Here is a 15,847-nt window from a genome sequence, read left to right as displayed (position 1 = left end):
GGCCGTGGTTCTCGGCGGGGTGGTCACGCGCTGGAGATTGTCTACGCATAGATCAACTCGCCGCGGGGGCGCTGGTCATTTTCGATCAGCGGTCGTACGCACGCCGGAGATTGTCTACGCGTAGACCAACTCGCCCGGGGGTGCTGATCATTTTCGGTCAGCAGCGATCACGCGTCGGAGATTGTCTACGCAGGGACTAAACGGCCCTCGAGTCCGGCGGTAGGGCCGGTTGGGTCACGGGCGGGGTTGCAACGGGTCGGCTGGCGGACGTGGGAACGGACGGAGGAGTTGGACATGGACGAGCTCGATGTTGCGGTGGTCGGTGCGGGGATTGCGGGGCTGTCTGCCGCTCACCACCTGGCGGCCGCCGGGCGTGAGGTGCGGGTCTTCGAGGGTGCGGAGCGGGTGGGTGGGCGGATGGCGTCCACCAGGGTGGACGGGTGGTTGCTGGACGAGGGTGCGGAGACCATCGCAGGGGCCGGGTACGAGGCGACCTGGGAGTTGATTCGCGCGGTCGGCATCCCGGAGTCGGAGGTGCCGGTGATCGAGCCGGGCTTCGCGCTGTGGCGGGGCGGTCGGGCGCATGCTCATCTGGGCCGCCCGAAGGGCCTGTTGACGGGTGCGGGACTGTCCTGGCGGGGCCGGGCGGCGTGGGTGCGGTTCGCGATGGAGTTGGCCACGTCCTGGCGCGGTTTCGACCCGGATCGGCCGGAGACCGCGCCCAGCCGGGATCTGACGCTCAGCGAGTTCTGCGCCGGTTCGGCCGGGCGGGAGGAGTTGCTGGCGGCGATGCTGCAACCGCTGTCCAGTCACTGTTTCGGCTGGCGGCCGGAGAGTTCCGCGGTGGCACCGATGGTGGCGACGCTGATGTCGGTCGGTGGGGCCGGTGCCCGCTGGATGACGTACCGGGACGGCATGGACACCCTGGCCCGACGGCTTGCGGAGCGCCTCCGGGTGGAGCTGGGCTCGCGGGTCACGGCAGTCCAGGAGCAGCCCGGTGGGGCCGGCGTGCGGCTGGAGTTCGCCGACGGTTCGGAGGTGGTGGCCCGGCAGGTGGTGCTGGCGGTGCCTGCGCCGTTGGCCCTGGAGTTGCACGGTACAGCGGCGGAGGATGCGCGGCCGTACCTCGCGGCAAGTACGTTCACGCCGATGCTCAAGGTGGCGTGCCTGCTGGACCGTCCGCTGCCGAGTCCGACCCGCTCCCCCAGTTATGCGATGTCGGTGCCGGAGAGTGAGAGCCGGGTGTGTACCGGCGTGATCCTGGACCATCTGAAGGCGGAGGGCCGGGCCCCCGAAGGGCAGGGGCTGGCGAGTGTCTTCGCGTCGCCGTGGATCTCCCCCGAGTTGATGGACGAGCCCGACGAGCGGGTGGTGGAGACGGTTTGCACGGAGGCCGAACGCTTCCTGCCGGGCCTGCGGGACGCCACCGTCCGCACGCTGGTGCACCGTTTCCGGCTGGGCCTGCCGCAGGGTTCGCCGGCGGCGGTGCGGGAACGGGCCGCGTTCCTGGCCCGGCCGGCCCGGGCGGTGGAGTACGCCGGTGACTGGGTGATGCTCCGGCCGAGCAGTGAAGGTGCCGTCCGTTCGGGCAAGTTGGCGGCCGAGCGGGCGCTTGCCTTCGCGGCGGAGCGGTCCGGGGTGGTGGGGGCGTCCAGGGTGTCCGGGGTAGGGGCGTGCGGGGCGGTGGCGGTGGCGGTTTCGGTGCCGGCGCCTCGCGTTGCTGAGCCGGATGGCGTGGAAGCGGAGGTCGCGGAGACGGACGCGGTGCGGTCGGATGTTGCGACGCCCGAGGATGCGGTGGCGGTGGCGGTGCCGGCGCCTCGTGCGACTGAACCGGATGGTGTGGAGCCGGGTGTGGTGCGGTCGGATGCTGAGGCCGATGCTCCGGGTGGTGTGGAGCCGGGTGCGGTGCGGTCGGATGCTGAGGCGGATGCTCCGGGTGGGCGGGCCGGTGGGGCGGCTGAGACGGCCGAGGTGGCCTGATGGGTGGGGTGGTGCGGGAGTTGGCGTTCGGGATTGGTGGGAGTTCGTATCTGTTCGACAACGCCAGTGCGCATGCCGGTGGTCAACATCGGTGTCTGGCGGGGTGGTTGGACCGAATCAGCATCGGGACACTGAGCCGGGTCGGGGTTCGGCCCGGGATGAGTTGTCTGGATGTGGGGGCCGGGGCGGGGAGTATCGCGGTCTGGCTCGCGGACCAAGTCGGGCCCGAGGGCGCGGTGTTGGCCACGGATGTGGCGCCGCTGCCGATGGCCGACCGGCGTGCGTTGGCGGTGCGGCGACACGATGTGGTGCGGGACGCGTTGCCGGAAGCGTCGTTCGATCTGGTGCATGTGCGGCTGGTGTTGTCCCATCTGCCGGAGCGGGAGGCCGTGTTGGCGCGCCTGTTCGCGGCGTTACGGCCGGGCGGTGTGCTGCACCTGTTGGAGTTCGATGCCGAGTACGCGCCGGTGCTGACCGTCCCGGGCGAGCGGGCCCGTGATCTCTACGAGCGTTACCAGCAGGCTAAGTTGCGGGCCTTCCGCGCGCGCGGTTCGGATCAGGGCTGGGGGCGGAAGTGCGCCGCCGCCATGGTGCGCGCCGGGTTCGTCGGGGTGGAGGCGTCGCCGTACCTCGACACGCTCGCGCCCGGCACGCCGCAGTTGGAGATGCAGGTGCACAACACCTGGCATCTTCGTGAGGCCCTGCTGCGTGAGGGCCTGACGGACGACGAACTCGCCGAGCTACGGGCCTTGTTCGCCGATCCGGCGTTCCGGGCCTGCTCGAACGTGGTGTACGCGGTGCACGGCCGCAAGCCGTGACGGTGGTGGAGGTGTCTGTTCTCGCTCACCGGTCGGGGTGGGCGAGCGGTTCGGCCGGGTGTGACGTGGCGGCCTCTCGGTGAGGCGGGGCGGGGTGGTGCGGCTGGCCCGTGACGTGTCTGGGAGGTTCGGATGGATGTCAAGCAAGTGCTGTGCGATGAAGGGGCGTTGGTCAGAGAGGCGCAGGACACATTGCCGTCGGTCGCTTCTCGGGTAGCAGCCGACCTGCTGCGGGCGGCCGGGGCGGAGGTGACGGCGGCGGGCGGGGCGCTGGAGGTCGGCGGGGCCTTGACCTGCCGGTTGACGTGGGCGGGGCCGGTGGCGCTCCCGTTGCGAAGCGAGGCGGACGTGCAGGCGGCGTGCGGGGTGATGCACGTCCACGGGCGCAGGTACGGTGGCCCGCGCCTGCTCGGGGTGGACTTCGCGTCGGTTGCGGCCGGGGTGCTGGCCGCCGGTGGCACTCTCGCGGCCTTGCGGGCACGGGAGTTGGGCGTGCCGTACCGGGAGGTGGAGGTCTCGGTGGCGCAGGCCGCGCTGCTCGGCGTGTCGCAGTACCTGGCGGCGGCGACGGCGGAGGAGCCGTGCCCGGAGCCGGCGGGGGCGGGTGGTCCGCCGTTCCGGTCGTCGGACGGTGTCCGGTTCGAGCTGGAAGCCCTGGCCGCCGACAGGTGGTTGCGGTTCTGGACCGAACTCGGCGTCGAGCGGCGGGTGGTGGGCCGTTCGTGGCTCCCGTTCCAGGCACGGTACGGGACGGCGACGTGTCCGTTGCCGGACGAACTCTTCGTTGCGGCTGGTCGGTTGACGTTCCCGGAGGTGGTCGCGTCGGCGGAGCGGTGTGACGTCACCGCGACGCCGGTGGAGGCGCGGCCGATGGCGGCAGGTGAGGTGCCGTGGCAGTTGTGGGAGGGGTCGGCAGGGGCCTCGCGGTGCGTTGCTCCGGCGGGTGGGCGCGGCCCGCTGGACGGCGTGACGGTCGTCGAGGTGGCGCGGCGCGTACAAGGCCCCATGGCTGGACGGGTGTTGAGCCTGCTGGGTGCGCGGGTGGTGCGGGTCGAGCCGCCCGGCGGGGACCCGTTGCGGGGCGTGCCGCCGATGACCGGGATCGACGGGGAGCCGGTGTCGGCGCGGTTCGCTGCGCTCAACCGTGGCAAGGAGGTGCGGGAGGCGGACCTTCGGTCGGCGGAAGGACGGTCTGCTGTAAGGGAGTTGGTGCGGGGTGCGGATGTGCTGCTGCACAGTCTCGCACCGTCGAAGGTGGTCTGCCTGGGCCTGGACGCCGGGACCTTGGACGCGGTCCGGCCTGGCCTGGTCTACGCACAGGCGTCCGGGGGCGCGCCCGGGTTGAACACCGACTTCCCCGTGCAGGCGCACTCCGGTCTCGCCGCGCTCCTGGTCCCGCCCGGGTTGCCGCCGCAACCGACGCTACTGACGGTCTGCGACGTGCTGGGCGGACTGGTCTGCGCGACGGCGGCCGTCGCCGGGCTGGCGGCGCAGGCGCGGACGGGGCGGGCGCAGCGGGTGGAGTCGTCGCTGTTGTCGGCGGCGCGGCTGTTGTGTGGCGCGGTAAGTGCGCCCGGTCGGTGTGGGGTTGAGGTCGAGAGCGGGAACGAGAGCGGGAACGGGAACGGGAGCGGGAGCGGGGTGTGCACGGATCTGGCGGCGCTGGCCGGGGATCCGCGGTTCGCCGAGGCGCTGGACAGTTCGGGGTGCGCCATCGTGCGGGCGCCCTGGGAGTTCCGGACGTGAGCGGGTGGCGGTGGCGCGAGCGGCGCCCGCGACCGCTGTGCGGACGCTCAGGACAGCGGGCGTCACGCCGCAGGGGCCTCGCCGGGCGGGGCCGCAGGCGCTGCGTGTACGGGCGGTGGGGTCGGTGCTGCCCTCCGTCCGAGGGCGTTTCGGACGGAGGGCAGGGGGGCGGGTGCGGGCCTGGGCGCAGTGACGAGTGGCCGGCGACGACGGGTGGGTGGACGGCTGACGGCGGTGGGCGGCGGGGCGGCGCGCTGGGGTCTGGTGGTTCGGGCGGGCGGGGGGCGTGCGCGGCGGGGCGGCGTTGGCGGGCGGGTGGCCCGGCGTCGGCGGCGAGGAGCGGCGTGGGCTCGGCTGGGGTGGGCCGGCACGGAGGCGTTCGTCGTGGTGTGGCGGGCACGGCTGCGCCTGCGGGTCTACGGCGCACCAGGTGCGGGCCCGCGGGCGGCTCGGCAAGTGCCGGTTCGCGGCGGGGTGGCCGTGCGGCCTGTGGTGGGCTTCGGCGACGGCGGGTGTGTCGTGCGCTGACGCCCGGGGCGGGGGCGGGGTGGTGCGGCGCCGGAAGCGGGTTGGTGGCGGGCAGAGGGCGGCGCGGCCGGGGAGTTGTTCGCGGTTCGACGGTTGGCGGTGGCGGCGCGGTTCGACGCTGCGGGCCCTGGACGCGTTCGCCCGGCGGTCGGCCATCCGCGCGCTGTCGAGCAACGGCCCTGCTCCGGGTGGCCGACGGCGGGTGGGAAGGTTCGCGGAGGTGCCACGCTCCGGGTGTTGGGGTGGGGGGGCGGCGTGGGGCTTCGACGGGCGCGGTCGGGTGGCATTGCGGCGGTGCGGCGGGCTCGGCGGGTGAAGGCCGTTGTTTCGGTCCGGCCGGGACTCTGCGGGGTGGCTGTGGACAGCGTGTCGCGTCACCAACGTCCTTGTCCTGCCCGGGTGGTGGCGGTTCAGGCCACACGCTCCGGCCACGATCGAAGCGCGGCGCATGTACGCGCGGCGCCGCCGCCGGGCGGCGCGACGCCGTGACACGCGGCGGCAAGTGGGCCTGCGGAGCCGCGCACGCCCCCGGGGTCGGCGACGCCCACTCGGCTGGAATGGTCCGCTGGTGCAGGCACTGGTCACGTACACCTGGCAACCGACCAGACTCCCGTTGCCCAGCAACGACCCTGCGCCGGGCAGCCGATGCCAGGTGGGGGTGCGCTCGGAGGTGCCGCGCTCTGCCTGCTGCGGCGGAGGGGCGAAACGGCGGCCCGGCAGGTGCGGTCGGGTGGCATTGCGGCGGTGCGGCGGGCTTGGCGGGTGGGGGTCGCTGTCTCGGTAGAACTCCCGCCACGCCACTCATGCCCACCCCCGCCGGGATTCCGCAGGAGATCTGCGGGCGGCGCGACTCGTCACGCCGCAGGCACTGGCCGCGACCGAAGCACCGTACTTGCGCATCCGACCCCGGAGACCGGCGGCACGGCAGCGCGAAGACGTCGGTGACAGGCAGGCACGGCCGGGGCTTCGGTGCTGCCCAGGCTCCAGTGATCGGTAGCGCCCCCGCAGGCGACGCGGACCCGCGGAATGGGGCCCGGTCACGCGGATCTGGCGATCGACCACACGCGCGCTGCGGAACAGCCACCCCCGTCCAGGCGGCCGATGGCATGTTGGGGCGCTCGCCAAGGTGCCGCCCTCTGCATGGCGGAGCGAAGGGATGGCGCTGCGTTGCGGCGGATGCGGTTGGGTGTCGTTGCGGCGCCGCGGCTGGCGCAGCAGGTCGATGTCGTGGCCTCAGTGGGACGGGCCCGCAGCTGCGAGCTCACTCCGGCGCGCCGGGAGCTTCTGCCTCGGTGGAACCGCCGCAGGGTGCCGGTGCGCGGTGCGACAGGTCACCAACGGCCCTGCCCTGGAGGCCCGGTGGCGCTGAACCCCTCACACCTCGACGGACACGCCCCACCTGCATGCCAGGCACCGCCACCGGGCGGCGCGACGCTGTGAACGCATCGGCGGCGGGCAGACACGGCTGGGGCTGTGGAGCTGGCCAGGCTCCGGAAGTCGGCCCTGCCCACTCAGGCGAAGCGGAACCGCGAAACGGGTCCCGGCCACGCGAATCCGGCGATCGACCACACGCACGCTACCGACCAACCACCCCCGTCCAGGCGGCCGACGGCATGTTGAGGCGTTCGCCAAGGTGCCGCCCTCTGCCTGCTGGTACGAAGGGACGGCGCCGCATCCCGGCAGACGCTGTCGGGTGGCACTGCGGCACCGCAGCTGCCCCAGCAGGTGGACGCAGTGGCCCCAGTGGGACGGGTCCGCAGCTGCCGGCTCACCCCACTCCTGGACCGGTAGGGCAGCCACCGGGCGCCGGTATGCGAGCTGGGAGACCGTCAACGACCGCGCCTTGTAGAGACATTGACACCGAACGTCGCGCCTCTCGGCTACGACAGACACGCCACGCCTGCACGCCAGGCACCGCCGCCGGGCGGTGCGACGCCGTGAACGTATCGGCGTCGGGCAGGCACGGCTGGGGCTGTGGAGCCGGCCAGGCTTCGGAAGTCGGCGCTGCCCACTCAGACGATGCAGGCCGGCGAGGCGGCGTTCGGTCATGCGGATCTGGCGATCGACCATTCATGCGCTGCCGACCAACTGCCCGGCCTCAGGCGGTCGACGGCAGGCGGGGGCGCTCGGTGGTGCGCCGCCCTCGGCCTGCGGACGGCAAGGTGTCTCGACGAACGTGGCCGGGCGGCGTTACGGCGCTGCGGCAGGCTGGGCAGGTGAACGCCGTTGTCTCGATGGGACGGGTCCACATCTGCTGGCTCACCCCGCCGCGCCAGGAACACGCGCACTGGCGGAACCGCCGCGGAGTGCCGGCGGGCGGCACGGCAGGTCACCGACGGCTCGGCCCTGGAAGGCCGGTGACGCTGAACTCCGCGCAACTCGGCAACGACCAACTCGCCCCGCCTGCACGCCAGGCAGTGTTGCCGGGCGGCGTGACCCCGCGAACGCATCGGCGTCGGGCAGACGCGACTGCGGCTGAAGAGCGAATCAAAGCCGGTGGCACCTGGCGTTTCGGCAGCGACAAATACCGACTGCCCGGACCGCAGGTGCGTTGGTGGCGGCCCGGACGCTACGCGGCCCGGTGGGTTCGGCCGGGCGGCACTGCGGCGTTGCGCCTGGGGCGCCCGTGTCGGCCCCGCCGTCGGCGGCGTGTCGGGGCAAGGGGTGTCGGCGGTGCGGGCAGGGGTGGGCGGCAATGGCGTGGGGTGGGCGGGGAGTTGGCGTGTTGAGCGAGGGGTGTTGGTGGGGGTTTCGGTGTGGGATCGATCAGTGATGGGAGTGGTGGTTGTGGGCGGTATGTGGGTCTCGGTGGCTGGGGTGGAGTTTCCGGATCAGGTGGGGCGGGAGTTGCGGGAGGAGTGGGTGGCTCGGGGGTGGTGTCCGGGGCGGGGTTTGTACGAGTTGTTTGTGGGGCGGGTGGGGGTTGATGGGGGGCGGGTGGCTGTGGTGGATGACGGGGGTGAGGTGACGTTCGCGGAACTGGCGGGGCGGGTGCGGGGGTTGGCGGCGGGGCTGGCGGCGCGGGGGGTGGGGCCGGGGTCGGTGGTGGCGACGAAGGTGCCGGCGGATTGGCGGGCGGTGGCGGTGGATCTGGCGGTGGCGGCGCTGGGGGCGGTGGTGTTGCCGTGTGTGCCGGGGCATGGGCGGCGGGATCTGCTGGCGTTGTTGGGGGCGTCGCGGGCGGATGCGGTGGTGACGGTGCCGGAGTGGAAGGCGCTGGTGGACGGGTTGCGGCCCGAACTGCCTTGGCTGCACGAGGTGGTGGTGTTGGGGGCGGAGCCGTGGCCGGAGCGGGTGGGGTGGGAGCCCGCGGTGGTGGATGCGGAGGCGCCGGCGCGGATTCTGGTGTCGTCGGGGTCGGAGGGCGCGCCGAAGTTGATCGCGTATTCGCACAATGCGCTGGCGGGGGGCCGCGGGCGGTACGTGGAGCGGGTGTTGGAGACGGTGGACGGGGCGCCGCCGCGGGTGTTGCTGTTGGTGCATCCGGCAACGGCGTACGGCTCGTTGACGGTGGTGTCGTTGGTGCGGTGCGGGGCGACGGTGGTGTTGCGGGAGCGGTTCGATCCGGCGGATGCGCTGGCGGCGGTGGGGCGTTGGCGGCCGACGCATCTGGCGGCGGTGCCGACGATGCTGCGCCGTCTCGCGGATCAAGCGCCGGTGGCGGGTGAGGACTTGTCGTCCTTGCAGGCGGTGGTGTCGAGTTCGGCGATGCTGTCGTCCGCCGTGCTGGGGGCGGCGTTGCGGCGGTTCGGGTGCCCGGTGGTGAATGTGTACGGGGCCAGTGACGGGGTGAACTGTCATGCGCGGTGGACGAGTTCGGACGTCGATGTGCTGCGGGTGGGGCGTCCGGATCCGGCGGTGGCGGAGTTCCGGGTGTGCGGGCCGGACGGGCTTCCGGTGCCGGTGGGGATGGCGGGTGAGGTGCAGGCGCGGGGGCCGATGAGTCCGCTGTGTCACGTCGGGGAACCGGAGTTGGACGCCCGGCTGCGGGTGGACGGCGGGTGGGTGCGGTCCGGCGATCGGGGGGTGCTGGAGGCGGACGGGTCGCTGCGGGTGGTGGCGCGGATCAAGCAGATGGTGAACCGGGGCGGGGTGTCGATCGGCCTGTCGGAGGTGGAGCGCCTGCTGGAGGGCCACCCCGGGCTGGTGGAGGCGGTTTGCGTGCCGGTGCCGGATCCGGATCTCGGCGAGCGAATGTGTGTCTGCGCGGTGCCGCGCGAGCCGGCGGGCGGGTTGGCGCTCGTTGAACTGACCGACTACCTGGGCCAGTTGTGCGGGCTGGAGAAGTACAAGTGGCCGGAGCGGCTGGTGCTGCTGGAGCGGTTGCCGCTGGGTGCGTCCGGGAAGCCGGACCGTTTGGCGCTGACGGAGTTGGCGGCCGCGGCAACCCGTGGGCAGGGACAGGTGGTTGCCGTGAGTTGAGACGCGTGACGGCCGGGGCCCACCACAGCTGCTGGGTGGGCCCCGGCGATGCGTGGCGGGTCAGCCGACGGGGGCGGGCGCGTCGGCGAAGGAGAGCACTGCGGCGGTGATCCGCTCGACCTGGGTGTCCGTCAGGTGGGGGTAGACCGGGATGGAAAGGCACTGGCGGGCGGCGCGTTCGGCGTTCGGCCAGTGGCCGCCGTCGGGGACGGCGGAGGCGAACGCGGGCTGGTGGGGCAGCGGGCTCGGGTAGTAGACGTGGCTGTCGATGCCATGGGTGGCGAGGTGCTTCCTGAGCTGGTCGCGGTGCTCGGCGAGCAGTGAATAGACGTAGTAGCAGCGGCCGTTGGTGCCGGGCGGCGGCGGCGTGATGCCGTGGCCGGCGAGCGGGGTGAACCGTTCGGTGTAGTGGGCGGCGATCTCGGCGCGGCGGGCCAGGCGGCGGGCCAGGCCGGGGTGGCGGCGCAGCTGGAACGCGGCAAGGATTTCGTCGAACCGGCTGTTCATGCCGATCAGGTGGTGCCGGAAGCGGTGCACGCCGTCCTGCCCGTGGTTGCGCAGCATCCTTACGGCGCGGGCGAGTTCGGGGTCGTCGGTGACCACGACGCCGCCTTCGCCGGGGCCGCCGAAGGACTTCACCTGGACGAACGAGAACAGGCCGGCGTCGCCCCAGGTGCCGGCGGGCCGGCCGTCCAGGACGGCGCCCTGGGCGACGGCGGAGTCCTCGATCAGGCGGAGGCCGTGGCGGGTGGCGAGGGCGCGCAGGCGTGGCATGTCGGCCATCACGGAGAACATGTGGGCGGGCATCAACGCCTTGGTGCGGGCGGTGATCAGGGCCTCGGCGGCGTCCGGGTCGATGACCAGGGTGTGCGGGTCGATGTCGGCGAACACGGGGGTGGCGCCGACGCCGAGGACGGTGTTGGCGAGTGGGGCGCAGCCGAAAGCGGGGACGATCACCTCGTCTCCGGCGGTGATGCCCATGGCGCGCAGGATGAGGGTGAGTGCGGTGGTGCCGCTGCCGCAGGCGATGACGTTGGCGACGCCGAGGTCGGCACGCAGCAACTCCTCGAGGCGGGCGGTTCGTTCGCCGAGGATGAAGCGTTGGGCGGGGTCGGTGGCGACCTCGTGGACGACGTCCAGCAGCAGGTCGCGGTCGTCCTCGAAGAGGTCGGGCGGGAAGAACGGGATCGGCGGGGGTGCGGTGGTGGTCATCGGTGAGTCCCGTGCTTTCGGTGCTGGAAGCCGCGGACCAGGTCGCTGACCAGGTCCAGGTCGTGGTCTGCGAGGTCGGGGTAGAGCGGCAGCGCGAGGGCGCGTTCGCAGGCGGCCTCGGCCTGCGGGAACTCGCCTCGCCGGTGGCCGAGTTGGGCGAAGCAGGGCTGGAGGTGCAGCGGCGTCGGGTAGTAGGTCTCGGTCTGGACTCCGTGCCGGGCGAGGTGGGCGGCGAGCTCGTCGCGGTGGTCGGACTCGATCAGGTAGACGTACCAGACGGGGTTGGTGGCGGCTTCCCGCGGGACGACGGTGGGCAGGGTCAGGCCGGGGGTGCCGGACAGGCGCTCGGTGTAGCGGGCGGCGAGCTCGGCGCGGCGAGCGATGCACTGGTCGGCGCGGGTGAGCTTGGCGAGCAGGACGGCGGCCTGGATGTCGTCCATCTTGCTGTTGGTGCCGAGGAGTTCGGTGGGCCGGTTGATGGTGGGGAAGTCGTCGACGGTGCGGCCGGTGCGGCCGTGGTGGCGCATCGCGGCGACGGCGTCAGCGATGGCGGGGTCGTCGGTGAGGACGGCGCCGGCGTCACCGATCGCGCCGAGCGTCTTGGTGGGGAAGAAGGACAGTACGCCGCCGGTGCCGTGCAGTCCGGCGTGGACGCCGTCCCAGCGCATGCCGAACGCCTCGGCGCTGTCCTCGACCACGGTCAGGCGGTGGCGGTCGGCGAAGTCCAGCAGGGCGCGCAGGTCGGCGAGTTGGTGGAACAGGTGGACCGGCATGATCATGCGGGTGCGCTCGGTGCGGACGGCTTCCGCACTGGCCGGGTCGATGCTGTAGCTGAGCGGGTCGATGTCGGCGAAGACCGGGCGGCCGCCGGCCAGCACCACGGCGGTGGCGGAGGCGACGAAGCTGTACGTCGGGACGATCACCTCGTCGCCGGGTTGCAGGCCGGCCGCGCGCAGCAGCAGGACCAACGCGTCGGTGCCGCTGTTGACGCCGACGACGTGGCGGGCACCGGTCCAGGCGGCGAGGGCGGCTTCGAGTTCGGCGACCTTGGGGCCGTGCGAGTACTTGCCGCGGTCCATCAGTTCGTCGAGGTGGCGCCGGGTGGTGGGCCAGAGGGATTCGAAGGTCTCGGCCTGGCTGAAGAAGGAGACGCCGGAGGAGGCACCCATGGAACTCTCATCGGTTGTGGGGCGGTGATGGACGGTGGGGCGGTAGGGGGGCATGCCGACGTTGCGCGAAGGCGGCGCCGCCGGTTCGGAGGCAACCGGAAAACGCTTTCCGAACACCGCCACAGGGAACGGGAAAGCGTTTTCCGGTTGGATTCGGTACCGGCCTTCCGGAGCAGGTGAATCGTCCGCACGGCAGCCGGGTGCACCCCGCTGAATCTATGCCGCCGCCACCGCCGTCCACCGCGCGAGAATGGCGACTTCACTCTTTCGAATGGCTTGCAGGACAAGCGAGTTGACGTCCACGCGGTCATGGCCGGAAGTGCTGGTTGAATACCCGGCGAAGCGATCCCCGCGAATCGGACGGAAGGACGGCTCGCCATGTCGAACGGACTCGGGACCTTACTGGTCGGAATGGGACGGGCGGGCAGCGGACTCCATCTGCCGGTGCTGCGCCGGTTGCGCACCGCCGCCGATTCAGCGCACCTGTTCGCCCCCGCACCGATACTCGCGGTCGACCCGCACCGCCGTCCCGGGGCAGCCGTCGATCTGCGGCCGGTCAGCCTCGCGGAGGCACCCCGGCTGGCCGACCCGGCCGACACCGTCGTCCATCTCTGCACCCCGCCGACCGAACGGGTCGCCGCCCTGGACACCTTGGGCCGCCTCGGCTACCGGCGCATCCTGCTGGAGAAGCCGTTCGCCGCCGACGCGGCCGGGCTGGACGAACTGCTCGCGCTCCGCGAGCGTCACGGGCTGGACCTGGTGGTGGTCGCCCAGTGGCTGGGCAGCCGGCTGACCGACCGGCTGCGCGCCGCACTGACGAGCGGGGCGTACGGCCCGCTGCGGACCATCCACGTGGTGCAGCGCAAGCCGCGCTTCTCCCGCTCGCTGGCCGGCGACGGCCACCCCACCGCGTTCGACATCGAACTGCCGCACTCCCTCGGCCTCTGCCTCTCGCTCGCCGGGCCGGGCCGGGTCACCGGCGCGGGCGGCACCGACATGGTGGTCGGCGGGCGGGTGCTGCCCCGGCTCGGCACCGCCTGGCTCAACCTCCAGCACGAGAGCGGCGCGTGGACCCGGATCCGCTCCGACCTCACCTCCCCCGTCCGGGAGCGCCGGGTCACCCTGGAACTCGCCCACGGCACCTTGATCGGCCACTTCCCCGGCAGCGAGGCCGACGCCTACGCCCGGCTGACCGTCATCGATCACGACGGCGAGAGCACCGAACTGCTCCACGACGACTCGCTGAGCACCTTCCTGCACCGCGTCTACGCCTACTTCGCGGCGGGCGGCACGGCAGGCGGCGCGGCGGGCGGCGTTCATCACCCGCACCCCGACCTGGCGGTCAACTCCCAGGTGGTGCGGCTCCTCGACCAGGCCAAGACGATCGCCGCGCAGGCACGTGAGACGCAGGCGCGTGAGGCCCAGGCCCAGGTCCGTGACGCGCAGGTCCGTGACGCGCAGGTCCGTGACGCGCAGACGCATGACGTGCAGCGCCGCGCGACGGCGGCCCGATGACCGCCGCCCCCGCCCCGCGTGCCACCGGCACCGCCGTCACCACGTCGGGCGAAGCCGCCCCCACGATCAGCTTCGGCGGCATCGGCGACGAGGCCGCCCCGGACCTGCCCGGCCAGCTCGACGCGCTGGATGAGCTCGGTTGGCGCGACCTCGAGTTGCGGACCGTGGACGGCAGCTGGATCGCCGAGCTGCCGCTCGACCGGGTCGGCCGGATCGCCGAGACGCTCGCCTCCCGGGGCTTCCGGGTGACCTGCCTCGCCTCCCGGATCGGCAACTGGGACAGCCGGATCACCGCCGACTTCGACCGCGACCTGACGGAACTCGCCGCACTCGCCGCCCGCGCCGCGCTGCTGGGAACCGACCGGATCCGGGTCATGTCCTACCCCAACGCGGGCCTTTCGGAGGCGGATTGGCGCCGGCGGGTGCTGGAGCGGCTGGCCCGCTTGGCCGAGCTGGCCGGCCAGGACGGCCTGACCCTGCTGCACGAGAACTGCAGCGGCTGGGCCGGCACCGCCGCCGAACGCCAACTCGACCTGGTGACCACCGTCGACAGCCCGGCGCTGCGCCTGCTGTTCGACGCCGGCAATGGAGTCCCGCACGGCTACGACGGGCACCTGATGCTCCGTCAGATCGCTGACCACGTCGCGCACGTGCACATCAAGGACGCGGTGGGCGGCGGCGACCGTACCGAGTACGTGCTGCCGGGCGACGGGGCGGCGCGGCTCGCGGAGAGCCTGCGCTTCCTGGTGGACCGGGGCTGGAGCGGCGGATGGTCACTGGAGCCCCATCTCGCCACCCGCCCGCACCAGGGCCTGGCGGCGGACGGCACCGCCGCGAGCGGGTTCGTCGCGGCCGGACGGGCGTTGAGCGCGCTGGTGGAGCGCGAGATCCTGCCGTCCGCGGCCGGTTGGCGCCCGGCGCCCGGCGGGCTGGAGCACGCGGCGGGGGTGTCGCGTGCGCGGTGACACCACAGCCCTTGGTGCCGAAACCGGCGCCCACCCGACGCCAAAGCCAGCGCCGACGCCAACGCCGACGGCAGTGCCAAAGCCAGCGCCGACGCCGACGGCAGCGCCAACGCCAGCACCGATGGACGCCCGACTCGGGCCTGGCGACCAGGAGTTGCTGCTCGACCTCCTCCGGCTGCCGACCGCCGGCCCGTTGGAGACCGGCCCGGGCGCGCCGCGTCCGCTGCTTGCCGAGGCGCTCGAGGTGTACGCCCGGGCGGCGGGGGCGATCGGCCTGGCCGAGGTGTATCGCGGCGCGCCCCGGGCGGCGGATCTCGACCGTCCGGACGTGCCGCTGAATGTTCGCGAACGGGCCTGCGAGGAAGGCTTCTTGGCGTCCCAGCCGAGCCTGGTGCTGCGGCTCGGCCCGGAGCTGCCCCGGTCGGCGACGGTGATGTTCAACGTGCACCTGGACACGGTGGCCGGCCCGGAGCCGGTCGGCTTCGACGGGCAGCGGTTCACGGGGCGGGGCTCGATCGACGCCAAGGGCCCGGCGGTGGCGTTGCTGGCGGGGATCCGGGCGGCGGTCGCGGCTGAGCCCGGCGTGGGCAGTTCGGTCAGGGTGCTGGTGCAGGCCGTGTCGGGTGAAGAGGGCGGCGCGATGGGCGTGTTCGGCACTCGTCCGCTGGTGGAGGCCGGGTACGTGGGCGCGCTGAACGTGTTCTGCGAGCCGACCGGCCTGCGCTATCTGCCCCGGGCCACCGCCGCCGCCACCGCCCGGCTGAGGGTGCGCGGCGAGGACGCGATCGACGACTGCCCGGGCGCGGGCCACAACGCGACCGTCCTGCTCGGCTTCCTCGCGCAGTACCTGGCGAGGGAGTTGGGCACCGTGGCCGCTCCGCGCGACCCGGTGTGCGTGGCGGGTCTGAGCACCGGTCCGCTGCACAACCGGGTGTACGGAACCGGCGAGCTGCTGCTCAACCTCCCCTACCGGGACGCGAGTTCGGGGCGCCGGGCGGAGGCGTCGGTGCTGGCGGCGGTCGAGGCCGGACTGGTCGCGTTCCGGCGGGAGTTCGCCGGGCTGCCGGAGTTCGCCCGGACCGCCGCCGACTGCGCGCGGATCACCCGACTGGACTGGCTCAAGCGCGGCCTGCCCGTCCTGGACAACCGGCATCCCGCGTTCGAGGAGCTGCTGGCGCGGCAGGCCGGCATCCCCCGACTCCCGGACGGCGAACCGGCGTTCACCTGCGACGCGATCTGGACGGCGGGCCTGCCGGACGCGTTCACCGTGGTGCTCGGCCCCGGCGACCTGGGCGCCAACCGGGCGCACGCGGAGGGCGAGTTCGCCGACCTCGCCCAACTCGACGGCTTCGCCGTGGCGGTGGCCCGCCTGCTGGTGGCCTTCGCCCGTCACCGAACGCACCGCCGCTGACCGGGCCGACCGCCGACCGCCGACCGCCGACCGCCGACCCGCCGGGAGATGCCCGGCAGGGCGTTCACCAACTCCGCT

At 73.2% G+C, this 15,847-nt stretch carries 9 protein-coding genes; 7 read left to right on the top strand and 2 right to left on the bottom strand.

Going from position 1 to position 15,847, the window contains the following annotated elements:
- The first annotated feature begins 294 nt into the window (after positions 1–294).
- The 4 genes from ACFYST_RS35630 to ACFYST_RS35615 all read left to right on the top strand — a co-directional run bounded on the left by ACFYST_RS35630 (position 295) and on the right by ACFYST_RS35615 (position 9,497).
- The gene (locus ACFYST_RS35630) at positions 295–1,983 is read left to right on the top strand and encodes a protoporphyrinogen/coproporphyrinogen oxidase (RefSeq protein ID WP_387868516.1); all 1,689 of its coding nucleotides are present in this window, start codon (positions 295–297) and stop codon (positions 1,981–1,983) included.
- Positions 1,983–2,801 carry a class I SAM-dependent methyltransferase gene (locus ACFYST_RS35625; protein WP_387868515.1) on the top strand — a complete coding sequence of 273 codons (819 nt, stop codon included), beginning with the start codon at positions 1,983–1,985 and terminating at the stop codon, positions 2,799–2,801. Before ACFYST_RS35630 ends, ACFYST_RS35625 begins: the two co-directional genes overlap by 1 nt.
- A 132-nt stretch (positions 2,802–2,933) precedes the next feature.
- A complete protein-coding gene (locus tag ACFYST_RS35620; protein ID WP_387868513.1) occupies positions 2,934–4,547 on the top strand; it encodes a CoA transferase in 1,614 nt (537 codons plus the stop codon).
- A gap of 3,300 nt (positions 4,548–7,847) precedes the next feature.
- Complete coding sequence (locus ACFYST_RS35615; RefSeq protein WP_387868511.1) at positions 7,848–9,497, top strand: class I adenylate-forming enzyme family protein; 1,650 nt, start codon at positions 7,848–7,850, stop codon at positions 9,495–9,497.
- A 60-nt stretch (positions 9,498–9,557) separates the two neighbouring features.
- Here ACFYST_RS35615 and ACFYST_RS35610 read toward each other — a convergent pair whose 3' ends face one another.
- Positions 9,558–10,709, bottom strand: coding sequence for a DegT/DnrJ/EryC1/StrS family aminotransferase (locus tag ACFYST_RS35610; RefSeq protein WP_387868509.1), 1,152 nt, complete (start codon positions 10,707–10,709; stop codon positions 9,558–9,560).
- A complete protein-coding gene (locus ACFYST_RS35605) occupies positions 10,706–11,878 on the bottom strand; it encodes a DegT/DnrJ/EryC1/StrS family aminotransferase (protein WP_387868506.1) in 1,173 nt (390 codons plus the stop codon). The genes ACFYST_RS35610 and ACFYST_RS35605 overlap by 4 nt, the downstream gene beginning before the upstream one ends.
- A gap of 378 nt (positions 11,879–12,256) precedes the next feature.
- Between ACFYST_RS35605 and ACFYST_RS35600 the strand changes: the two genes are divergently transcribed.
- From ACFYST_RS35600 to ACFYST_RS35590, 3 genes are all read left to right on the top strand, one after another.
- Complete coding sequence (locus ACFYST_RS35600; protein WP_387868504.1) at positions 12,257–13,393, top strand: hypothetical protein; 1,137 nt, start codon at positions 12,257–12,259, stop codon at positions 13,391–13,393.
- Positions 13,390–14,358 carry a sugar phosphate isomerase/epimerase family protein gene (locus ACFYST_RS35595; RefSeq protein WP_387868501.1) on the top strand — a complete coding sequence of 323 codons (969 nt, stop codon included), beginning with the start codon at positions 13,390–13,392 and terminating at the stop codon, positions 14,356–14,358. Before ACFYST_RS35600 ends, ACFYST_RS35595 begins: the two co-directional genes overlap by 4 nt.
- 121 nt (positions 14,359–14,479) lie before the next feature.
- Complete coding sequence (locus tag ACFYST_RS35590) at positions 14,480–15,769, top strand: M20/M25/M40 family metallo-hydrolase (RefSeq protein ID WP_387868500.1); 1,290 nt, start codon at positions 14,480–14,482, stop codon at positions 15,767–15,769.
- Positions 15,770–15,847: the final 78 nt, after the last annotated feature.

This window comes from Kitasatospora sp. NPDC004614, assembly GCF_042873675.1.
Taxonomy (GTDB): Bacteria; Actinomycetota; Actinomycetes; order Streptomycetales; family Streptomycetaceae; genus Kitasatospora.
Note: the sequence above shows the minus strand (reverse complement) of the source record. Positions and strands in the feature narration are given on the sequence as shown.